Origin of the sequence: Massiliimalia timonensis (genome assembly GCF_900186585.1) — a bacterium.
Lineage (GTDB): Bacteria > Bacillota > Clostridia > Oscillospirales > Ruminococcaceae > Massiliimalia > Massiliimalia timonensis.
Genome location: NZ_FYDD01000004.1, coordinates 411,107 through 430,983, shown reverse-complemented (window position 1 = coordinate 430,983; position 19,877 = coordinate 411,107). Strand labels below are relative to the sequence as shown.

Annotated in this window: 27 protein-coding genes; 19 read left to right on the top strand and 8 right to left on the bottom strand. The window is 45.3% G+C overall.

The features are described 5' to 3' along the window. Positions 1-151: 151 nt before the first annotated feature. The 14 genes from CIB36_RS09855 to CIB36_RS09790 all read left to right on the top strand — a co-directional run bounded on the left by CIB36_RS09855 (position 152) and on the right by CIB36_RS09790 (position 11,000). Positions 152-457, top strand: coding sequence for an ArsR/SmtB family transcription factor (locus CIB36_RS09855; protein WP_093989387.1), 306 nt, complete (start codon positions 152-154; stop codon positions 455-457). Between the two features lie 128 nt (positions 458-585). Continuing rightward, positions 586-1,548 (top strand): permease, encoded by a 963-nt coding sequence (locus CIB36_RS09850; protein ID WP_407657482.1) that lies wholly within the window; start codon positions 586-588, stop codon positions 1,546-1,548. A 16-nt stretch (positions 1,549-1,564) separates the two neighbouring features. Then, positions 1,565-1,897 (top strand): thioredoxin family protein, encoded by a 333-nt coding sequence (locus tag CIB36_RS09845; protein ID WP_002405681.1) that lies wholly within the window; start codon positions 1,565-1,567, stop codon positions 1,895-1,897. Between the two features lie 29 nt (positions 1,898-1,926). Continuing rightward, positions 1,927-2,331 (top strand): arsenate reductase ArsC, encoded by a 405-nt coding sequence (locus CIB36_RS09840; protein WP_093989385.1) that lies wholly within the window; start codon positions 1,927-1,929, stop codon positions 2,329-2,331. Positions 2,332-2,572: 241 nt separating this feature from the next. Continuing rightward, positions 2,573-2,992 (top strand): sigma-70 family RNA polymerase sigma factor, encoded by a 420-nt coding sequence (locus tag CIB36_RS09835; protein WP_093989384.1) that lies wholly within the window; start codon positions 2,573-2,575, stop codon positions 2,990-2,992. 4 nt (positions 2,993-2,996) lie between these two features. Continuing rightward, positions 2,997-3,236: a helix-turn-helix domain-containing protein gene (locus tag CIB36_RS09830; protein WP_093989383.1), complete on the top strand. Its 240-nt coding sequence runs from the start codon at positions 2,997-2,999 to the stop codon at positions 3,234-3,236. Positions 3,237-3,569: 333 nt separating this feature from the next. Continuing rightward, entirely contained in the window at positions 3,570-3,776 is a 207-nt protein-coding gene (locus tag CIB36_RS09825) for a mannonate dehydratase (protein WP_093989382.1), read from the top strand. Positions 3,777-3,834: 58 nt separating this feature from the next. Beyond that, entirely contained in the window at positions 3,835-4,746 is a 912-nt protein-coding gene (locus tag CIB36_RS09820) for an RraA family protein (RefSeq protein ID WP_093989381.1), read from the top strand. A gap of 13 nt (positions 4,747-4,759) precedes the next feature. Further along, a complete protein-coding gene (locus CIB36_RS09815) occupies positions 4,760-5,662 on the top strand; it encodes an alpha-hydroxy acid oxidase (RefSeq protein WP_093989380.1) in 903 nt (300 codons plus the stop codon). A gap of 63 nt (positions 5,663-5,725) precedes the next feature. Beyond that, complete coding sequence (locus CIB36_RS09810; RefSeq protein WP_093989379.1) at positions 5,726-6,481, top strand: HD domain-containing protein; 756 nt, start codon at positions 5,726-5,728, stop codon at positions 6,479-6,481. Further along, the gene (locus CIB36_RS09805) at positions 6,450-6,896 is read left to right on the top strand and encodes a CtsR family transcriptional regulator (protein WP_093989378.1); all 447 of its coding nucleotides are present in this window, start codon (positions 6,450-6,452) and stop codon (positions 6,894-6,896) included. The genes CIB36_RS09810 and CIB36_RS09805 overlap by 32 nt, the downstream gene beginning before the upstream one ends. Before the next feature lie 18 nt (positions 6,897-6,914). After that, positions 6,915-7,424, top strand: a complete 510-nt coding sequence (locus CIB36_RS09800) for a UvrB/UvrC motif-containing protein (protein WP_093989377.1) — start codon at positions 6,915-6,917, stop codon at positions 7,422-7,424. Continuing rightward, positions 7,417-8,436, top strand: coding sequence for a protein arginine kinase (locus CIB36_RS09795; RefSeq protein WP_093989376.1), 1,020 nt, complete (start codon positions 7,417-7,419; stop codon positions 8,434-8,436). Before CIB36_RS09800 ends, CIB36_RS09795 begins: the two co-directional genes overlap by 8 nt. Positions 8,437-8,495: 59 nt before the next feature. Then, complete coding sequence (locus CIB36_RS09790) at positions 8,496-11,000, top strand: ATP-dependent Clp protease ATP-binding subunit (RefSeq protein WP_093989999.1); 2,505 nt, start codon at positions 8,496-8,498, stop codon at positions 10,998-11,000. A gap of 67 nt (positions 11,001-11,067) precedes the next feature. Here the strand turns inward: CIB36_RS09790 and CIB36_RS09785 are convergent, their stop codons facing one another. The 4 genes from CIB36_RS09785 to CIB36_RS09770 form a co-directional block, all read right to left on the bottom strand. Then, positions 11,068-11,679, bottom strand: a complete 612-nt coding sequence (locus tag CIB36_RS09785; RefSeq protein WP_093989375.1) for a hypothetical protein — start codon at positions 11,677-11,679, stop codon at positions 11,068-11,070. Positions 11,680-11,845: 166 nt separating this feature from the next. Further along, positions 11,846-12,457: a sugar O-acetyltransferase gene (locus CIB36_RS09780; protein WP_093989374.1), complete on the bottom strand. Its 612-nt coding sequence runs from the start codon at positions 12,455-12,457 to the stop codon at positions 11,846-11,848. Between the two features lie 16 nt (positions 12,458-12,473). Beyond that, a complete protein-coding gene (locus CIB36_RS09775; RefSeq protein ID WP_093989373.1) occupies positions 12,474-12,725 on the bottom strand; it encodes a kinase to dihydroxyacetone kinase in 252 nt (83 codons plus the stop codon). Positions 12,726-12,839: 114 nt separating this feature from the next. Next, complete coding sequence (locus tag CIB36_RS09770; protein ID WP_093989372.1) at positions 12,840-14,912, bottom strand: elongation factor G; 2,073 nt, start codon at positions 14,910-14,912, stop codon at positions 12,840-12,842. A 408-nt stretch (positions 14,913-15,320) separates the two neighbouring features. Between CIB36_RS09770 and CIB36_RS13545 the strand changes: the two genes are divergently transcribed. The 5 genes from CIB36_RS13545 to CIB36_RS13320 all read left to right on the top strand — a co-directional run bounded on the left by CIB36_RS13545 (position 15,321) and on the right by CIB36_RS13320 (position 17,336). After that, positions 15,321-15,527 carry a DUF4234 domain-containing protein gene (locus tag CIB36_RS13545; RefSeq protein ID WP_229408231.1) on the top strand — a complete coding sequence of 69 codons (207 nt, stop codon included), beginning with the start codon at positions 15,321-15,323 and terminating at the stop codon, positions 15,525-15,527. Continuing rightward, complete coding sequence (locus CIB36_RS13540; RefSeq protein WP_229408230.1) at positions 15,509-15,763, top strand: DUF4234 domain-containing protein; 255 nt, start codon at positions 15,509-15,511, stop codon at positions 15,761-15,763. Before CIB36_RS13545 ends, CIB36_RS13540 begins: the two co-directional genes overlap by 19 nt. 205 nt (positions 15,764-15,968) lie before the next feature. Further along, positions 15,969-16,253 carry a DUF4190 domain-containing protein gene (locus CIB36_RS09760; protein ID WP_093989371.1) on the top strand — a complete coding sequence of 95 codons (285 nt, stop codon included), beginning with the start codon at positions 15,969-15,971 and terminating at the stop codon, positions 16,251-16,253. 83 nt (positions 16,254-16,336) lie between these two features. Next, positions 16,337-16,735 carry a DUF4190 domain-containing protein gene (locus CIB36_RS09755; RefSeq protein WP_093989370.1) on the top strand — a complete coding sequence of 133 codons (399 nt, stop codon included), beginning with the start codon at positions 16,337-16,339 and terminating at the stop codon, positions 16,733-16,735. Between the two features lie 142 nt (positions 16,736-16,877). After that, positions 16,878-17,336, top strand: a complete 459-nt coding sequence (locus CIB36_RS13320) for a DUF4190 domain-containing protein (RefSeq protein ID WP_158662655.1) — start codon at positions 16,878-16,880, stop codon at positions 17,334-17,336. Positions 17,337-17,372: 36 nt separating this feature from the next. On the opposite strand, the gene CIB36_RS09740 is transcribed toward CIB36_RS13320, so the two are convergent. The 4 genes from CIB36_RS09740 to accD form a co-directional block, all read right to left on the bottom strand. Beyond that, a complete protein-coding gene (locus CIB36_RS09740) occupies positions 17,373-17,771 on the bottom strand; it encodes a DUF2752 domain-containing protein (protein WP_093989367.1) in 399 nt (132 codons plus the stop codon). 72 nt (positions 17,772-17,843) lie between these two features. Beyond that, positions 17,844-18,074, bottom strand: coding sequence for an acyl carrier protein (locus CIB36_RS09735; RefSeq protein ID WP_093989366.1), 231 nt, complete (start codon positions 18,072-18,074; stop codon positions 17,844-17,846). Between the two features lie 97 nt (positions 18,075-18,171). Further along, a complete protein-coding gene (locus CIB36_RS09730; RefSeq protein WP_093989365.1) occupies positions 18,172-18,972 on the bottom strand; it encodes an acetyl-CoA carboxylase carboxyltransferase subunit alpha in 801 nt (266 codons plus the stop codon). 18 nt (positions 18,973-18,990) lie between these two features. Then, entirely contained in the window at positions 18,991-19,860 is an 870-nt protein-coding gene (accD, locus tag CIB36_RS09725; RefSeq protein WP_093989364.1) for an acetyl-CoA carboxylase, carboxyltransferase subunit beta, read from the bottom strand. Positions 19,861-19,877 lie beyond the last annotated feature (17 nt).

Genomic DNA, 19,877 nt, shown 5'->3' with positions numbered 1-19,877 from the left:
GCTCTTGACAGGGCTTTTTCTTTTCTGTTATGGGTAATCAAGAGGAAAAAAGAATAATACATCAAAATATTTTGATGTAATGTGTTGACAAATCATGTTGTAAGCCTTATGATAAATATATCAAAATTATTTGATGTGAGGAGTGATAATAATGAATGATTTTTCTAAAGACGCAAAAATTTTTAAGGCTCTTTGTGATACAAAAAGACTTACGATTTTAGATTACTTAAAGAGCGGAGAAAAATGTGCGTGTGTTCTGATTGAAAACATGAACATAGGACAATCGGCTTTATCCTACCACATGAAAATACTTTGCGACTCTGGTATTGTTAATGCAAGACAAGAGGGAAAATGGACGCATTACAGCCTAAGTAAAAGTGGAAGTGAATATGCGTCAAAACGATTGTTAGAACTAACAACACCAAATACTGAAAATCAATCACATTGTTGCAAATAAAGGTCATCGAAAGGTGGCTTTTATAAAACTCTATCACATCAAAAAAAATTGATATGTCATGTAAAGGAGGGACTTTCTTGGAAGTAGTAAATTCAATATGGTTATTTTTTCAAGACCAAATATTAGGTATGAAATGGTTGAATGGCTTAATTGGTAATGGACTATCATTGCTAGGGTTAGACATTAACAGTCGTTTAGGTGGAAGTATTCAATTTTTTTTATATGATGTAATCAAAATCACAATCTTGTTATGTTTACTGATTTTCTTTATATCGTATATTCAAAGTTATTTTCCACCCGAACGAAGTAAAAAAATTTTAGGGCGATTTCATGGTATCGGTGCAAATATCATATCCGCATTGTTAGGAACAGTTACACCATTTTGCTCATGTTCTTCTATCCCGTTGTTTATAGGTTTTACAAGTGCAGGATTACCGTTAGGAGTAACTTTTTCTTTTTTGATTTCTTCGCCTATGGTTGATTTAGGAAGTCTTGTATTGCTAATGAGTATTTTCGGAGCTAAAGTTGCCTTTGCTTATGTGATTGTAGGCTTGATAATCGCTGTAATTGGCGGTACTTTAATTGAAAAAATGCACATGGAAAAATATGTGGAAGATTTCGTAAAAAATGCAAGTAATGTTGATATTAGTTCTCCTACTTTAACCAAAAAGGATAGAGTTCAATATGCAAAAGAACAAGTTGTAGGAACATTCAAGAAAGTATTTCCATACATTTTGATTGGTGTGGGTATCGGAGCAGGTATCCATAACTGGATACCTGAAACATGGATTGAAAGTATCTTGGGCAGTAATAACCCGTTTGGTGTTATTTTAGCCACTCTTGTCGGAGTTCCTATGTATGCTGATATTTTTGGAACAATTCCAGTAGCAGAAGCATTACTTTCAAAGGGTGCACAATTAGGTACAATTTTATCATTTATGATGGCTGTAACAACATTGAGTTTGCCGTCTTTAATCATGCTGAAAAAGGCAGTAAAGCCTAAACTATTGACCCTTTTTATTGCCATTTGTACGTTTGGCATTATTATTGTAGGTTATCTCTTTAATATTTTTAGTACACTATTTATTTAAAAGGAGCGAATAAGAAATGAAATTATTTGGAAAGAAAAAAGAAACAAAATCATGTTGTTGTGGTGGAAATTGCACATCAGAAACAATGCAAAATGCAGAAAACAAGAAACAAGAGCAAGGCATTAAAATATTAGGTTCGGGCTGTGCAAAATGTATGGAATTGGAAAAAGCAACTAGAACAGCAATATCGGAACTTCAATTAGATTATGAGATTGAACACATTACAGATTTTGCAGAAATCGCTAGTTATGGAGTAATGTCTACACCTGCATTGGTGTTTAATGGCGAAGTAATATCCTATGGAAAAGTATTGACCGTAGACGAAGTAAAAGCATTATTGAGCAAATAATAAAACAAAGAAAGGTTGGTAATTCATTTATGAAAAAACCTAAAGTAGCCTTTGTCTGTGTTCATAATTCTTGTCGCAGTCAAATTGCGGAGGCATTGGGCAAGTATCTTTCTTCAAATGTTTTTGATAGTTATTCCGCAGGCACAGAAACAAAGCCACAAATCAATCAAGATGCAGTTCGTCTAATGAAAGAAATGTATCAGATAGATATGGAGAAAACACAATATTCTAAATTGTTATCTGAAATACCACAGGTAGATATTGTGATTACAATGGGGTGCAATGTGAATTGTCCTACAATACCATGCAAATATAGAGAGGATTGGGGGTTGAATGACCCTACAGGGAAAAATGATGATGAATTTTCAAAGACAATCCATTCAATCCATGCAAAAATACTTGAATTGACAGAAAAAATAAAAATAATGCGTTGATTTCAAGGAGAAACTAAATGAAAATATTAACGAAGAATATTGTCATAAATTGTTTTAAGCACACTATTAAACAGTCTAATATGGCAATTATCAACATCTGAATATAAGGAAATTTTGAAGGCTCGTGCAGACTATATGTTTTGTGCGGGCTTTTTTCTTGCTTTCTTTTTTACATTACCAAAAGGTATAGGCGGTATTCCCGTTTATATATTTCGGCGTATGCAGAAAGGGGGGTGAGATTATGAACACATCTTCTTTCGAGCATATCGTCAGAATACAGTTTAATGCTTTGATGATAACTGTTATTAAATGCACAGTAAAAAGCAGAAGTAGACAGTTTGCAAGACGTTCCAAGCGTGAGGTTTTATTCTATGAATTATCAGATACGAAAAATCTTGAATGTGTAACTGAGGATAAATATTCTTGTGATTATATTTCTTTTGAAGTCTTGAATTTCACAATTCAAATATCAAACGAGAAACTTGCTGTTGCTTTATATAAGTTATCAAGCAAAGAGCGTGATGTAATTCTATTACGCTATTTTCAAAGCATGAGCGACCAAGAAATTGCAGAATTATATCATGTGTCACGTTCTGCTATTTATCGCAGAAGAAGTAATGGATTGAAGAAATTAAAAACATTATTAAAAGAGAGGAATTGAACCAATGAAAAAAGAATATGGCTACCCTACATTAAAAGTAATATGCCAAGCGTCTGCTGGAAACGAAACTGCCATAAGAGAAATTTTAAAGTTTTATGACGCTTATATCTGTAAATTGTGCTCGCGTCCGTTTTACCACTCTGAAAGTGGTAAAATTACTATGCAGGTTGATGAAAAATTAAAAGGTCAAATTCATACAGAAATGATGAAAGCAATCTTGAAATTTGAAATCAGAGTAAAGTAATCATATTACATGAATGAAAAACGGGAGATACACAGATATTTGTGCTATCTCCCATGTTGTTTTTTGTGTCATATCAAGGCTCATTCAATCGTGGTAAATTCGTGGTAAAATGAGTGTTTTTCTATACTTCAAAATGTTTAAAAGTATAGTGTTTATGCGGATAATCAAAAATTAGATATAAAATCTCTCCTAAATTATCTTATCTTTTTTATGCGATATGCTTGACAAGCCTATGGGAAAGATTATACTGAAACTTGTACCGTGACAAATGGTACGAAGTGAATATAAAAGAGGGGAACAAAATGAAACTGGGACTTGCTTATGTGATCTCCGGTGTGCGGTGATCGAAATTGTTTCCATGAAACGTTCCATGATGACGGAAAAACGGACATGTACGAGGCAATGAAGGCATATTATGAAATTGGGTTTGACGGGATCGCCCGGCCCGACCATGTTCCTACCCTGATTGGGGAAGACAGCAAAACCAAGCTATGGCGTTCTGGGCAACTATTTTGTAGTTGGCTACATCAAAGTACTTGATGGAAGCCGCCAAAAAAGAAACCAGCAGATATTAAAAATGAAAAAGGAGATCATAGCCATGAAATTTGATAACCGTGAAGACATTCTTCAGATCACTCCGCTTTGGAAAGGGGAACGCTTTGAGGACGGACGCCCTAAGGTCCCAGACGATATCCTGCGCCGGATGCGCAATATCACCTTAGAAGAGGCCTGGGAGCCGCTTTGGAGGGAAGGGTATAAATTCCAGTTCGAGGGGGATCTGAAACGTACACATGAAAAGGTGAAGCTGGTAGGCCGTGCAGTGACCAGTGTCATGGTGCCGATGCGCCCTGACCTGCACAACGCACTGCTGGAATATGGGCAAAAGGAAGAAGGCCGGAATGGATTTTTTAACCAGTGGGTTGTAGACAGTCTCACTGAGGATGACGTCGTCGTGGTCGACCTGTTTGATAAGGTATATGAGGGAACCTATGTAGGCGGCAACCTGTCCACTGCCATTGCGGCCCGCACCAAGCGGGGCGGCGCAATTATCTGGGGCGGTATCCGGGACAACGAGCAGATCGTGGAGATCCCAAACATCCAAGTGTACTACCGCGGGGTAGACCCTACAGCGATCGCCAACGTTACTATGACTGGCTTTAACGTACCGGCTCGGATCGGCAATGCGATCTGCCTGCCCGGCGATGTCGTGCTGGGAACTATATCCGGCGTTATCTTTATCCCTGCGCATCTTGCGGAAACAGTTGTAGTCGAAGCCGAAAAATCCCATATCAAGGATGTGTTCGGTTTCCAGCGGTTGGAGGAAAGGATCTATACCACCGCACAGATCGACTCCCGCTGGTCGATGGAAATGTTTGAAGACTTTATGCAATGGCTGAAAACCGATGAAAAGGCCAAAGAATATACCCATTTAGACTGGTCGCCGGATCGGAAAGAGCTGGAGCAGTGGCATGCGGAACATCCGGATGGCGGCACAGAAGTTACGTTATAAGAAGGAGGACGCTATGGCAGAAGATAGAAAACAATCATTTCGTCCGGGAGACTCCAACCGGATCAATCGGGAATATCTGGATTCCCTGATGGTGGAGATGCGGCAGATCGGCGCACAGCTGCCTGATACGAACTTAGAATTGTACGGGCATACCTTTTCCACTCCAGTCATGACTGCGGCACTTTCCCATTTGGATTCCTGCTGTCCCAACGGCATGGTAGAAATGGCAAAGGGCGCCGCCCGGGCAAACGCCGTCATGTGGGCCGGGATGGGGAGCGACGAGGAGCTGGAGGCTATTGCCGGAACCGGGGCTAAAACCATCAAGATCATCAAGCCTTACGCAGATGAGGCGCTGATCTTTCATAAGATCCGTCATGCAGAACAATGCGGCGCGCTGGCGGTCGGGATGGATATTGACCATGCCTTTGGGCATCAGGGAGGATATGATGTGGTGCTGGGACAGCAGATGCGTCCCAAAACCTCACAGCAGCTTCACAGCTATCTTAAAGCAACTTCACTGCCTTTCATAGTAAAAGGGGTGCTGAGCGTGCAGGATGCGCTTCTGTGTGCGGAAATCGGTGTTGGGGGGATCGTGGTTTCCCACCACCACGGGATTTTGGATTACGCGGTCCCACCGCTTCGCGTTTTGCCGGACATTGCCGCGGCAGTGGGCGGTAAATTCCCCATCTTTGTAGACTGCGGGCTGGAAAGCGGCGCGGATGTTTTTAAAGCGATGGCTCTTGGGGCCACAGCTGCCTCTATCGGCCGTAAAATGATGGAGGATCTGCACGAAGCCGGAAACGACGGCGCCTTACGGAGGATCGAAGCGGCCACCGCAGAGTTATCTGTATTTATGGCGCGCACCGGCACAAAAGATCTATCCCAATTTGACAGTTCAATAATTTGGAAAAGATAAAACAATAGTATAAGCTTGATGAGGTTGACAGAAAAAATGCTTGGATTTGCGGGGAGATAGATAATGACGAAAGAAACATATTGTTTACTTGAAAATTTCATGCTTTGTTGTATGGAAGATGCCGCCCATGACAAAGAACATATCTACCGTGTGTTATATCATGCGCTGGACATAGCAAAGACAGAAAATCATGTAAATTATGATGTCCTAATTGCAGCCTGTCTATTACATGACATAGGAAGAAAAGAACAATTTGAAAACCCTGCTTTATGTCATGCGATGATAGGAAGTGAAAAAGCCTATCAATTTCTTTTGGAACACAAATTTGAAAAGCACTACGCGGATCAAGTAAAGCAGTGTATTCAAACACATAGATACAGAAAAAACAATCCCCCTCTCAGTCTTGAAGCAAAAATCTTATTTGACGCCGATAAATTGGATGTAGCAGGAGCAATAGGGATCGCAAGGACCTTACTGTATAAAGGGATTGTTTCTGAGCCATTATATTCTTTGTTGCCCAATGGATCGGTTTCAAGCGGAGAAGATGATGTTGTGCCATCATTTTTTCAAGAATATAAAAATAAACTAGAGAATTTAGGAGAAACATTCCTTAAAAACTCTGTAAAAAGAAAGCAGGCGGAAATTTCCGCCTGCTTTTTATTTTGTTCACAAAACATTTACAATCATCCCATCTTTTTATCATTGACTTTTCCTGACCTTCATACTATACTATACTTAAAGTCAAAGAAAGTCAAAGTCAAAATAAAAGGAGGCGAGCAAATTGAATATGACCGATTTGATCGCCGCGCAGATCAATGAAATGCTGCGGCAGTCCGGCGGGACAGTAAAGATCCAGCGCAATGAGCTTGCGGGAAAAATTGGATGTGTTCCCAGCCAGATCAACTATGTAATCACAAACCGCTACACTTTGGAAAACGGGTATTTGGTAGAAAGCAGACGGGGCGGCGGCGGGTTTATCCAGATCGTTAAACTGGATTACGATAACAAGGAAACTATTTTTCACTTGATCAATTCGATCGGGTCCGAAATTGATGAAACCAGCGCCAGGGTGATCTTGGAGAACCTCACTTCTGACAAAATTCTCACTACTGGACAGTATAAACTAATTTTGGCGGCTATGTCGGACCAGAATTTCAAAGGGCTTTCCGACCCAGCCAAACGAACGATCCGCGCCAACCTGATGAAAATGATGCTGCTGACCTGCGCGAAATAATAAAAGGGGAGAAAAACAATGCTGTGCGATTACTGCCAGAAAAATGAAGCGACCAATGTTTTAAAACAGACCATTAACGGGAAGACCAAAATGCTGCACATCTGCGACAGTTGTGCAAATTCCATGCTGTTTTCCAACCTGTTTTCTGATTTTTCTATCAACCATATCTTTACCCACGGCTTACAGCCGATGCATGCTAAGAAAGTATGTGAAAAGTGCGGCATGACCCTGGATGATATTATGAGCAGCGGAAAGGTCGGCTGCGACCGGTGCTATGATACCTTTGCAGCAGAGCTTTCCCGCAGTATTGAGCAAATTCACGGGAAGTCAAGCCACACCGGGAAAGCGCCGAAATCGGCAAGCGGAAAACTAAAGCAAAAAAACAAGCTGGAGGAGCTAAAAACACAGCTTTCCCGGCTGATCGAAGCGCAGGATTTTGAACAGGCAGCGGTGATCCGCGACCAGATCAAAGCGCTGGAACAGGAAATAAACCATACTGCCGGAAAGGAGGAACCAGACCATGAGTAAATGGTACGAGGCTAAAGCCCCACATGAGGACATTGTGATCAGCAGCCGGATCAGGCTGGCGAGGAATCTTTCTGATTTTCCCTTTGAAAGCCGGATGACCGACGAACAGCGCCGCCAGCTTTCTGAAAAGGTAAAACAGGCGTTGAGCCATGTCACAGTGTCCGGGGAAACGCTTCAGTTTACAGAAATGGATTCCTTGGAGGAGATCAAGCGGTATGCCATGGTAGAACGCCATGAGGTAAGCAAGGAGTTTATCAAAGACCCTACGCATCGTTTACTGGGTTATAGTAAAGATGAAAGCGTTTCCATTATGGTCAATGAAGAAGATCACCTGCGTATTCAAGTAATGGCAAGCGGGCTGAATTTGACCAGCGCATACCAGCAATGCAACAAAATTGACGATGTACTGGATTCTGAACTGGATTACGCCTTTAATGAACGCTTGGGGTATTTAACCACCTGCCCTACCAATTTGGGGACCGGGCTGCGCGCCTCTGTGATGGTACACCTTCCGGCGTTGGAAAAATCGGGCCTGATGAACCAGCTCACCGCAACCGTCAATAAGCTGGGGCTTACCATCCGCGGTACCTACGGCGAGGGTAGCAAGGTGCTGGGGTCTATCTACCAAATCTCCAACCAGATCACATTGGGGATCACAGAAAAAGACGCTATTCAAAATTTGGAAAGCATTGTATTACAGGTGATCGAAAGCGAAAAGCGGGCGCGGGAAAGTCTGTTGGCAGAAAAACGCCGTTTGGAGGACGTTGTTTTCCGCAGTTTAGGCGTACTGCGCTATGCAAGACTGTTATCCTCCCGGGAATTTTTTGAAGAGATCTCCAACGTGCGGCTGGGTGTATCTCTGGGGCTGATCCACGATGTGGAGATCTCCCGAATCAACCGAATGATGGCCCTGACCGGCTCCGCAAGCATCTGTGAACGGGAAGGCAGGGAATTGTCTCCGGAGGACCGGGACTTTGTCCGAGCCAATACAGTCCGCACTTATATTTCATAAAGACCTAAAAAGAATTAAGAAGAAAGAAAACCTTTAGAAAGGGGCACGAGTTTATGTACATGTTCACTGGATTTACCGAAAAAGCAAACAGGGCTTTAAACGCCGCGATCAGTATTGCGGCTGAATTGGGGCACACCTTTATTGGCAGCGAGCACATCCTATACGGGTTAATGGCGGAAGATTCTTCTGTCGCATCTACCTTGCTGAGCAAAAAAGGGCTGTCCAAGGAAGATATTTTACAAAAGATCGTAGAAAGTGACGGCAGGGGCGATCCTGTAAGACTCTCCCCCGACCATTTCACCCCGCGTTCCAAACGGATCCTAGAACAGGCCGTTACCGAATCCCGGCGGCTGGGACACAGCTATGTTGGGACGGAACACATCCTGCTCTCGATCCTGCGGCAGGTAGACGGCTATGCGGTCATGTTCTTAAGCGAAGCGGGGATCGACGCGCAATCCCTGTATCAGGATTGCATTCAAGGAATCGCAGGAGAGTCTGCACAGGGCGGCTTTTCCCAAGATGATTATCCAGGTGCGGCCAAGAAAAACAATTCTCCGCAGGGAAACCTGAAAAACCTTTTAAAATACGGGAAAGACTTGACCCAGGCGGCGAAAGACAATGCAATCGATCCAGTGATCGGCCGGAAAGATGAAATCGACCGGGTGGTGCAGATCCTGTCCCGCCGGACAAAAAACAACCCCTGCCTGATCGGGGAACCCGGTGTTGGGAAGACAGCGATCGCAGAGGGACTTGCGCAGAAGATCAGCACTGGAGAGGTGCCGGAAATCTTAAAAGGCAAACAGATCGTCGCGCTGGATCTGACCTCTATGCTGGCGGGTGCAAAATACCGCGGTGATTTTGAGGAACGGATCAAAGCTGTTCTGGACGAAGTGAGCCAAAACCACAATGTGATCCTGTTTATCGACGAGATCCACAACATCATCGGCGCCGGAGCTGCTGAGGGGGCGATCGACGCAGCGAACATTTTAAAACCACAGCTTGCCCGCGGCGAGATCCAGCTGATCGGTGCGACCACGCTGGATGAATACCGCAAATACATTGAAAAGGATTCTGCATTGGAACGCCGGTTCCAGCCGGTTATGGTCAATGAGCCGAGCGAGGAAGACGCGGTTAAAATCCTGTTTGGCCTGCGGGACAAATACGAAGCGCACCACAAAATCAAGATCACCGACGCGGCGATCAAAGCGGCGGTGGAGCTTTCCAGCCGCTACATCAACGACCGTTTCCTGCCGGATAAGGCCATTGACCTGATCGACGAGGCGGCCGCCAAGGTCCGGCTGCGCGCCTATACCGCGCCGACCGATGTGAAAGAACTGGAAGACCGGCTAAAGGAACTTGCGGCTGAGAAAGAAGCGGCGGTCAACGCACAGGAATTTGAACAGGCCGCCAAATACCGGGATGAAGAAAAGAAACTCAAAGAAGAACTGGAAAACCAAAAACAGCAGTGGATGGAAAAAAACTCCGGCCAGACCGGCGAAGTGACGCCGGAAGATATTGCGGATATCGTATCCGGCTGGACGGGGGTCCCTGTCAAACAGCTGACAGAAGAAGAGAGCGAACGCTTGCTGCGGTTGGAGGATGTCCTGCACGAGCGTGTTGTCGGTCAGGATGAAGCGGTCAGTGCCGTTTGCCGGGCGATCCGCCGCGGGCGTGTTGGGCTGAAAGACCCGCACCGCCCTATGGGTTCTTTCCTGTTCCTTGGGCCGACCGGCGTGGGGAAAACCGAACTTTGCAAAACTCTGGCAGAGGCGCTGTTCGGCGATGAAGACGCTATGCTGAGGCTCGATATGTCGGAATACATGGAAAAACACGCCGTTTCCCGTATGGTCGGTTCTCCTCCCGGATATGTGGGCTTTGAAGAGGGTGGCCAGCTAACGGAAAAGATCCGCCGGAAGCCTTACTCCGTCGTTCTTTTCGACGAAGTGGAAAAGGCGCATCCAGACGTCTTTAACATCCTGCTTCAGATCTTGGAAGACGGTATCCTGACCGATTCTCAGGGCAGGCGGGTCGATTTCAAGAATGCCGTCATTATCATGACCTCCAATATTGGCGCGCGCCTGCTGGATGAAAAGAAAACCGTCGGCTTTGCAACAGGTGCTGACGTTGCGAACAAGGAAGCGGAAGAAAACCGTTCCATGATCATGAACGAGCTAAAAAAATATTTCCGTCCGGAATTGTTAAACCGGATCGATGATATTATCGTCTTTAACAAGCTGACACGGGAAGACATCGCACAAATTGCAGGCCGGATGTTCCATACCTTGGAAAGCCGTCTGGCGTCGCTGGACATCACCCTGAAAGTAACGCCGGAGGCACTGGATAAGATCGGCGAAGCTGGATTCGACGACGTATACGGCGCCCGTCCTCTGCGCCGCGCGATCACCGCGCAGATCGAGGACCCGATCTCGGAGCTCATGCTGGAGGGAAAAATCAAGGCAAACGGCACGGTAACCGTTGGGGTGAAAGAAGGAAAATTCTCCTTTGATTGCAGCGAGGAGATCCCAGAAGACCCAAAACCAGATACGCCTGCTCAGGAGCAGTAACTGGAATTTATTTATAAAACAGGCAGCCAGCCGGATATCCGGCTGGCTGCCTGTTTCGTTTTCTTGTTTATAAATCTTTGTATTCGCGTGCGCTCAATAGCTTTTCAAACGTTGTGTACTTTGGCCTCCGAGTAGCGGCCGCATTAGAAGAACCCAAAGGGATCGTATGAGGCAGGGGGATCGGATTCCCCTTTAGATGAATAATATATTTCCCTTCTGGTTCAAAGTATTCAAATCCATTCTCCGCAATTTCTGCATAATGGGTGATCCTCTTCTCCGGTTTTGTCAGATACAAAGCGATGTACTTTAAGTCCGGGGTACGATTCGCCCTAAGCGGAGCATAGTACCATTTCTTTTCCCCCATAAAAACCCTTTCAAATCCATCAGGATGCGCCGCAAGCACAACGGTATCCTGTTTCATAGGGCTTTGTGAGGGAACCAATTCCATCAGTGAAATATTTTCCTCCTGCAATACAGACAAAGCCTCTTTCAAATAACTTTCAATCGCCGTATCAATCAGTTCCTGCCGGGTTCTGTTTTCCCCAGAACAGGAAGAAAATGTTTTGGCCAAACGATCCAGATATTCTAATTGCTCCACCTTAACAGAAATTGTTATTTGCTTTCGTTCTTCCCTTTGCGGCTTTAGCCAGCTTCTGATCGTTTCGTTTGCAGAACTCATGTTACCGCTCCTTTCATGTCCTATTCTGTTTTTTCTTATCTGTACTATATCACATAAAGGCATCTTTGTAAATACCAATCTTTATATTACTATATATAATTTTTTTATATTAATGAAATTATAGAAAAGGAAAGCATTTACCCGCAACGATAAATGCTTTCCTTTTCTATTCTTCACAGCTTTCCCGCGACAATCTTTCCTGCTCTTTCCAATATTCCCGGTCCTGTTCCGTAATGGCGCGTATCACCCGGCATGGGTTCCCAGCCGCAATCACATGAGACGGGATATCCTTTGTCACTACCGAGCCAGAACCGATCACCACATCGTCCCCGATCGTCACGCCAGGATTGATCACGGTATTCCCGCCGATCCAAACACTGTTTCCGATCGTAACAGGCTTGCCATATTCCAAACCTGCGTCCCTTACCTCCGCGTCTATTGGATGCCCAGCGGTATATACGCATACCCGTGGGCCAAACATCACTTCGTCTCCAATCGTGACCGGGCATTCATCTAAAATCACACAGTCAAAATTAGCATAAAACGATTCGCCTACAAAAATCTGGCTGCCGTAATCACAGTGAAACGGCGGCTCGACCCACACATAGTCCCCTGTTTTTCCAAACAGTTCCTTCACCAGTTCGATCCGGCGTTCCCGTTCCTCTTCTGTTGAGGTGTTCAGCAAGCGGGTCAATTTCCTTGCCCGCTGGAATTCCTTCCGCAGTTCCTCTGACTGGCGATAAAGCATTCCAGAAAGCATCAATTCCTTTTCTGTCATTGTTTCACCTCGCCAGCTAGCCTTGCAGGCCTCTTGCCTGGCGGTCCATGTCTTCGATCACAATGTCATGGATCTCTCCCAGCGAAGCGCAATATTCTAATACCTTCCACGGAATATTTGTATGGAAATGGATCTTGATCAATTCCTCATCACCGACTGCCAGCAGGCAATCACCCGGAATATGTTCCATGATATAATCGTGGATCTCGTCCTCCGAAAGATCCTCCCCTTCGATCAAAAGCTGTGTGTCGTACCGGTATTCAATCATCTTTTTCTTCCTTTCTGTTCTTTCATGATAGTATTCACTGGGAAAGAGAACAATAATCATCCCTGTTCAAAATGACTCCCCGGAAAGCTGATGCTCTCCGGGGAGCCTTTTTGATTATTCATCCGCAAACAGTTTCTTTGCTTCTTCGATCACTTTGCCCTCCAACTGCCCTGGAAGCTGTTCATAGCGTTCAAACACAAAGGTGAAGCTGCCGCTTCCCTGCGTCATCTGCCGAACGACTGTCGCGAAATCTGCCATTTCACTCATTGGCACTTCCGCTTCGATCACCGTCATCCCGTCTTCTTCCTCGGAAGGATTCATTCCCATAACGCGTCCACGGCGCTTGTTGAGTTCCCCCATCATATCGCCAGTGTGTTCATCCGGAACTGTTACCTTCAGGTTTCCAATCGGCTCTAACAGCACTGGAGAGGCTTGTGGGATCCCCGCCTTGTAAGCAAGGCTTGCCGCCATCTTAAAGGACATTTCAGAAGAGTCTACCGGATGATAAGAACCGTCTACCAAGGTAGCTTTTAAGCCCACCATCGGGTATCCCGCTACCACGCCTTTGACCATTGCCTCTTTTAATCCCTTTTCAACGGCCGGGAAATATCCTTTCGGGACAGCCCCGCCAAATACCTTTTCTTCAAAAACAAGCTCATCGCTGTCGCACGGTTCAAACTCGATCCAAACGTGGCCGAACTGTCCGTGCCCGCCAGATTGTTTTTTATGTTTCCCTTCTACCTTAACCTTTTTACGGATCGTTTCACGGTATGCGACCATCGGAGGTTCCAAGGTAACATCTACCCCAAACTTTGACTTCAGCTTAGAAACCACAACATCCAAATGCTGTTCCCCCAACCCGCTGATAATACGCTGATGGGTCTCATGGTTGTGGCTGTACCCAAGGGTCAGATCTTCCTCCAGCAGCCGCTTGATCCCCTGCGAGATCTTGCTTTCATCACCTTTGTTGACCGGCAGGACAGCCATAGAATAGCATGGCTGTGGGAAATCCGCCTTTTGCAGCGTCACCTGCGCGCCCTCGTACAAGGTATCTCCCGTATTAGCGGAAAGCTTTGTCACAGCCCCAATATCCCCAGCCGGGATCAGCTTAGTGTCCTCCTGCTTTTTCCCATGTAGGAAAAGCAGTTTGCCCATCTTTTCCACCTCTCCGGTTTCGGAGTTTTTCGGCGCGGATTCTGGGGAGAGCTTCCCGGAGATCACCTTTACAAAGGACAGTTTCCCAACAAATGGGTCGGCCACTGTTTTAAACACATAAGCCACCAGATCCTTGTCTTCATCGCAAGAAACGCCGACTTCGTTCCCCTCTGCGTCAAACGCGGTTTCGATCGCAGCTTCCAAAGCATTTGGCAGCAGCATCTGGATCCCCTTTAGCACAACATCAATTCCGTCAAGCTCTGTGGAAGATCCACAAAATACAGGGGTAATATCACCCAGCCGGACCCCTTTCCGGATTCCGCGAAGCAGTTCATCCTGGGTGAATTTTTCACCGGAGAAATACTTTTCAAATAAATCATCATCTGTTTCTGCAACGGCTTCGCTAATCGCCGTAATCAGCCCGTCGATCCTATGCTCAGACTGGGGCATCTCCACCTCGATCGCTTTCCCGTTTTCATAACGGAAGGCCTTCATATCCACCAGGTCGATATAACACTGGACCTTGTGATCCTCTACGAAGGGAACGACCAATGGGCAGATGCTAGGGCCAAACTCGGTCTTCAGTTGTTCCAGCACTTTATAAAAATCAGAGCTTTCCCGGTCCAGTTTCCCAACATAAATCATTCTGGCCTTTCCCTGCTTTTTTGCCATGCGGTATGCCTTTTTGCCGCCAGTCGTCAGGCCGGATTTTCCAGAAATGGTGACAATTACACTATCCGCTGCGCGGATCGCCTCGCTCATTCCGCCTACAAAGTCAAATAGTCCCGGTGCATCCAGCAAATTAACTTTACAACCTTTATATTCAAAAGAAGCAGCCGCCATAGAAACGGAAGCCTTGCGCTTAATTTCTTCCGGGTCGTAATCGCATACTGTTGTCCCGTCCGCAATGGTCCCCAGCCGATCAGCCGCGCCTGTGGAATACAGCAACGCTTCTGCCAGCGTCGTTTTTCCGGAACCGCCGTGGCCGACGATCGCAATGTTTTTAATGTTATTCGCGTTGTACTGTTTCATATTTTCTCGCTCCGTTCATTGGATAATCACTTGCAATATCACGTTTAAATATTTGTGCAACTTATCCATTTTTAATATATCTTTATTCTGTATTGTATCATAATCACCAGTTTGATGCAACTGCCAGTTCGTAAAAGAATCCAAAAAACTTCTGTTTATAGTGTATAATTTTAGTGAATTATATGTGAACGACCACGTTTCTATTCCGGATACAACCAGCAGCCCCAGCAAAAAATGATAGATGCTTGATCGCAAATATAAAAAAGTGTCGATATGGCGCGATTTTAAATGAAATATGTTGTAAATACAAACAAAATATGATAGACTAAGTTGCAGAAATACCCATAAATCTGGGTATGGATCGTTTTTGGGCATGGATTGCGAAGGCTTCTTAGGGAGGACAATTTTATGGATCAAAACTATAGCAGCCAGCCGCCGCAGGCCAGCTATCCCGTAGGACAGTTAAATACAAACCGGGGACTGCTCAAATTTATCCTGTTGACCTGTATTACCTGCGGTATCTATGCAATCGTATTCTATTCTGGTGTTTCAACCGACATCAACATCATTGCCAGCCGATATGACGGAAAAAGACCATGCATTACTGCCTTTTAACCTTTGTATTGGCGCCCATCACCTGTGGGATCGCGCTTTTTGTATGGTTTCATAATCTTTCCAATCGCATTGGAAAGGAACTGACCCGCCGGGGGATCGGCTACGGTTTTTCCGCAAGCACATTTTGGCTTTGGTATGTTTTAGGTTCCCTTATCATCGTCGGTCCGTTCGTTTACACCCATAAATTAGCTAAAGCAATGAATGCGCTGGCAGAAAATTACAACACCAATGGTTAAGCAAAATAAACAAAGTGAGGGTAATATTTTTTTACGTAAATTTTAATGAAATATGTTGTAAAAATGAACAGCATATGGTAAACTAATATTTAGAAATACTACGCTTTATCATTCAGGCAAAAAGGCAGAAAAAAACACCCATAAATATGGGTGTTGGATCGTTTTTTAGTATGAACGAAAAGGCGTGCTTTAGGAGGGCAATTTTATGGATCAAAATTATAACAATCAGCCTCAGCAGGCTCCAAAGGGATTTGCAATCGCAGCTTTAGTACTGGGTATCGTTTCTGTCGTATTCTGCTGCTTATGGTACATCTCTATTCCTACAGGCGTTGTAGGTATTATCCTTGGTGTAATGGGACGCAAAAAATGCACAACCGCTCAGGGTATGGCTACTGCCGGTTTGGTATTATCCATTATCGGTGCGGTATTATCAATTCTGTTGATCACCATTTTGGCAAGCTTCCTCGCTTCCTTATCCGCTAGCTTTTAAGCTATTATAATTATGTCATGATAATGAAAGAGGCATCTGTGGTTTCAGATGTCTTTTTCTCTTTCAATTAGGAGGATTATTTTATGGACCCGAATTACAATAATCAAAATCAACAAAATCAGGAGCAGCCTACCCCGCCGCCCCAATTTAATCAGTCGCCTCAGTTCAACCAACCGCCTCAGTTCAATCAGGCCCCATATCAGCAAAGCCCCAACCCATACCAGCCGCCAGAACAAAAAGGGATGGCGATCGCTTCTTTAGTCTTGGGGATCCTCTCTGTAGTTTGCTGTGGATGGCTTTTAGGCCTGTTGGGAATTATTTTCAGCGTTCAGGGTAAGAAAAAAGCACCTTCCATGAAGGGGATGTGCACTGCCGGGATGGTGTTGTCCATTATTGGACTGGTCTTCGGCCTCATCTTCACGATCCTTTATGCAACCGGTTCGATCACTTTAGATTCCCTTTATTGGAATCTCTACTATTAACCCACTGAAAAGGCAGCCTCATGATAGGCTGTCTTTTTTTATCCCAATTACCGGAAATTTGGTAAATCTTCTTTTTTCTATTGCGTTCTGTCAAAAAACATGTTACACTGAAGTCAATCAATAACTACAGGAGGGGATACATATGGACCCGAACTATCATAATCAAAACCAGCGCCCGGCCGGGCCTCCACAGCCTCCGGCTCAATGGCAGCAAAATGCGCCACAACAACCACCACAGTGGCAGCAGCCACAACAGCCGCCGCAGTCTCCATATCCCCAAGCCCAATATGTGCCGCCGCGTTCACAGCCTCCATTCCAGCCAACAGAACAAATTGGCTTTTCTATCGCTGGATTGGTCATGGGCATCTTAGGGATCCTATCTTCCTGTTTCTGTATCGGCTGGATCTTCGGGATCTTGGGACTTGTTTTTGCTATCGTAGGCAAGAACAAAGCGCCATCCCAGCAGGGGTTAAATATCGCCGGGCTGGTCTTATCGATCATCGCGCTCGCGATTGGATTGTTCTTCTTGTTTATCGGCTTCTTCTCGGAATATGATCCATATTATTACTATATGGCACTGCCGTTTTTTAATCTGTTTTAAGTAAAAAAAGCTGAGTGGAAAATCCACTCAGCTTTTTTATATCTGCATTCCCGGGACAAACAGCCGCAAAACCGCGATCAGGAAAAAGATCCCGATCAAGGTATAAATAAACCAGCTGCCGCGCGGAACCAGCTTTACCGGCCGGTGCATCAGGAAGGCAACTAGCTCAATCCAAAATAATCCCCCTACAGTCAGCAGCATCAGCGGCGCAACATTATACCGCAGGGACGAAAAAATCTCCCCATGCAGCAGACTAAGCACGCTGCGAGTCAGCCCACAGCCCGGGCAGGGAATCCCCGTTGCCTGATAAAAAAAGCAAGGAGGCAATACATCTGAACCAATCCACAAAAATAATTTTTGCCAGACAGGAAACAGGCAAATGCCTACGACCGGAACTAATACCCCGATCCATGCCCAAATATATTTCGCTTTCATTGCCCCACCCCTTTTTCGCAAAAGAAAAGGCAAGGAGATTTTCCCTGCCCTGCTTTTTCAACCAAACAAAACTTATTCCTGTTTGTCTTCAATATATTTTACAATATCGCCAACAGTTTTAATGTTTTCTACTTCTTCATCCGGGATTTCTACATCAAATTCTTCTTCTAAAGACATAACCAAATCTACAACGTCCAAAGAATCAGCACCCAAATCATCTGTGATGGAAGCTTCCATCGTTACTTTTTCAGCGTCAACATCCAATTGATCACACAAAATTTCAGTTACTTTTTCTAATACCATAATCATATCCTCCTAATGGTTATTTTCATCATCTATTGTCAAAGGTTATCCCTATAACAATTACAATCATATGACAACCGTATCGGTGTGTCAACCCCTATTCGGAAAATTCTCCGATTTTTCTGAATTTTTGATAGCGGTTTGCCAGCAAGTCATCAACAGGTACATCAACCAGTCTGCCCAGTGCTCCGGCCAGATAATCAGAGATGTTTTCAGCCGCCTGCCCATAGTTATTATGGGCGCCTCCTGCAGGTTCTTCGATGATCTCTTCTGCGACTCCCAGATCCAGCAGATCCTTTGCAGTGATCCTTAAAATATTGGCGGCCTCCTTTTCCCGGGAAGCGTCTTTCCACAAAATACTGGCGCATCCTCTTGGTGAGATGACAGAATAAACCGCGTTTTCCATCATGGCCAATTCATCGCACACGCCCAAGGCTAGCGCTCCGCCGGAGCCGCCCTCTCCCAGCACAATGGTAATGACCGGGGTTTTTAACCGGAAAAACTCCATCAGGTTTTTCGCTATCGCCTCACCCTGTCCACGTTCTTCCGCCGCGATCCCACAAAATGCGCCCGGTGTGTCTACAAAGCAGATGACCGGCCGGTGGAATTTTTCCGCCTGCTTTGCCAGACGAAGCGCCTTCCGATACCCTTCCGGGTGCGGCATCGCAAAATTGGAATCCTTATTTTCATCAATATTTTTGCCCTTTACCTGCGCCAAAATGGTCACGGGCTGTTCCTTAAAAGAGGCGATGCCGCCAATAATAGCGTGATCGTCGCCAAACAGCCTGTCACCGTGGAGCTCATAAAAGTCTTTAAAGATCAGCGGGATATAGTCCCGAATCGTCGGGCGGTTTTTATGACGGATGATCTCCATCCGTTCCCATGCTGTAATACCCATATTATCCCTCCTAACGGCTTATTTTGACGTTCCCACATATCCGTGGTGGCGAAGCAGCTTTGAAAGCGTACGCCGCATATTCTGCCGTTCCACGATCATGTCTACAAAGCCATGCTGCAACAAAAATTCCGCAGACTGGAAATCGTCCGGCAAGCGCTGCTTGATGGTTCCCTCGATCACTCTTCGGCCCGCAAAGCCAACCAGCACCTTGGGTTCCGCCAGGATAATATCACCGATAGAAGCAAAAGAGGCCGTGACACCGCCGGTCGTAGGGTCGGTCAGTACTGTAATGTACAAAAGCCCCGCATCCGAATGGCGTGCCACTGCTGCTGAGGTTTTTGCCATCTGCATCAGGGATACGATTCCCTCCTGCATCCTCGCACCGCCCGAAGCAGTAAAAATAACAACGGGAAGCCCCTTTTCGGCAGCCCGTTCAAAAGCGCGCGAAATCTTTTCCCCTACAACACTTCCCATAGATGCCATCATAAACCGGGAGTCCATCACCGCGATCACACAGGGTTTTGTTTTGATCGTGCATTCCCCTGTGATCACCGCGTCCTTCAGTCCGGTCTTTTTCTGAAGCGCTTCTATTTTTTTCTCGTAATTTTCAAAAGAAATAGGATTGGCGCTTACCATATCCGCATCATACTCTACAAAGCTGCCCTTATCAATGGTGATATTCAGGCGTTCACGCGCGGAAAGCCGCGCATGGTAATTACATTCTGAACAGACCTTGTTCGCACCCACGAAATCTTCCATAAACATGACATGGCCGCACCGCGGGCATTTAAACAAAAGGTCTGACGGAATAGAAACCTTGCTCTTTTTGCTGTGTTCTGGGTCGGTATCGAAGCGCGATTTGACCGTTTTAAACAAATCCTCCAGCAAGGATACTCCCTCCTTCT

Excerpts from the sequence above, each read along its gene's own strand:
- CIB36_RS09855 (WP_093989387.1), top strand. The coding sequence starts at position 152 with ATGAATGATTTTTCTAAAGACGCAAAAATTTTTAAGGCTCTTTGTGAT.
- CIB36_RS09850 (WP_407657482.1), top strand. The coding sequence starts at position 586 with ATGAAATGGTTGAATGGCTTAATTGGTAATGGACTATCATTGCTAGGG.
- CIB36_RS09845 (WP_002405681.1), top strand. The coding sequence starts at position 1,565 with ATGAAATTATTTGGAAAGAAAAAAGAAACAAAATCATGTTGTTGTGGT.
- CIB36_RS09840 (WP_093989385.1), top strand. The coding sequence starts at position 1,927 with ATGAAAAAACCTAAAGTAGCCTTTGTCTGTGTTCATAATTCTTGTCGC.
- CIB36_RS09835 (WP_093989384.1), top strand. The coding sequence starts at position 2,573 with ATGAACACATCTTCTTTCGAGCATATCGTCAGAATACAGTTTAATGCT.
- CIB36_RS09830 (WP_093989383.1), top strand. The coding sequence starts at position 2,997 with ATGAAAAAAGAATATGGCTACCCTACATTAAAAGTAATATGCCAAGCG.
- CIB36_RS09820 (WP_093989381.1), top strand. The coding sequence starts at position 3,835 with ATGAAATTTGATAACCGTGAAGACATTCTTCAGATCACTCCGCTTTGG.
- CIB36_RS09815 (WP_093989380.1), top strand. The coding sequence starts at position 4,760 with ATGGCAGAAGATAGAAAACAATCATTTCGTCCGGGAGACTCCAACCGG.
- CIB36_RS09810 (WP_093989379.1), top strand. The coding sequence starts at position 5,726 with ATGACGAAAGAAACATATTGTTTACTTGAAAATTTCATGCTTTGTTGT.
- CIB36_RS09805 (WP_093989378.1), top strand. The coding sequence starts at position 6,450 with ATGACCGATTTGATCGCCGCGCAGATCAATGAAATGCTGCGGCAGTCC.
- CIB36_RS09800 (WP_093989377.1), top strand. The coding sequence starts at position 6,915 with ATGCTGTGCGATTACTGCCAGAAAAATGAAGCGACCAATGTTTTAAAA.
- CIB36_RS09795 (WP_093989376.1), top strand. The coding sequence starts at position 7,417 with ATGAGTAAATGGTACGAGGCTAAAGCCCCACATGAGGACATTGTGATC.
- CIB36_RS09790 (WP_093989999.1), top strand. The coding sequence starts at position 8,496 with ATGTTCACTGGATTTACCGAAAAAGCAAACAGGGCTTTAAACGCCGCG.
- CIB36_RS09785 (WP_093989375.1), bottom strand. The coding sequence starts at position 11,679 with ATGAGTTCTGCAAACGAAACGATCAGAAGCTGGCTAAAGCCGCAAAGG.
- CIB36_RS09780 (WP_093989374.1), bottom strand. The coding sequence starts at position 12,457 with ATGACAGAAAAGGAATTGATGCTTTCTGGAATGCTTTATCGCCAGTCA.
- CIB36_RS09775 (WP_093989373.1), bottom strand. The coding sequence starts at position 12,725 with ATGATTGAATACCGGTACGACACACAGCTTTTGATCGAAGGGGAGGAT.
- CIB36_RS09770 (WP_093989372.1), bottom strand. The coding sequence starts at position 14,912 with ATGAAACAGTACAACGCGAATAACATTAAAAACATTGCGATCGTCGGC.
- CIB36_RS13545 (WP_229408231.1), top strand. The coding sequence starts at position 15,321 with ATGGATCAAAACTATAGCAGCCAGCCGCCGCAGGCCAGCTATCCCGTA.
- CIB36_RS13540 (WP_229408230.1), top strand. The coding sequence starts at position 15,509 with ATGCATTACTGCCTTTTAACCTTTGTATTGGCGCCCATCACCTGTGGG.
- CIB36_RS09760 (WP_093989371.1), top strand. The coding sequence starts at position 15,969 with ATGGATCAAAATTATAACAATCAGCCTCAGCAGGCTCCAAAGGGATTT.
- CIB36_RS09755 (WP_093989370.1), top strand. The coding sequence starts at position 16,337 with ATGGACCCGAATTACAATAATCAAAATCAACAAAATCAGGAGCAGCCT.
- CIB36_RS13320 (WP_158662655.1), top strand. The coding sequence starts at position 16,878 with ATGGACCCGAACTATCATAATCAAAACCAGCGCCCGGCCGGGCCTCCA.
- CIB36_RS09740 (WP_093989367.1), bottom strand. The coding sequence starts at position 17,771 with ATGAAAGCGAAATATATTTGGGCATGGATCGGGGTATTAGTTCCGGTC.
- CIB36_RS09735 (WP_093989366.1), bottom strand. The coding sequence starts at position 18,074 with ATGGTATTAGAAAAAGTAACTGAAATTTTGTGTGATCAATTGGATGTT.
- CIB36_RS09730 (WP_093989365.1), bottom strand. The coding sequence starts at position 18,972 with ATGGGTATTACAGCATGGGAACGGATGGAGATCATCCGTCATAAAAAC.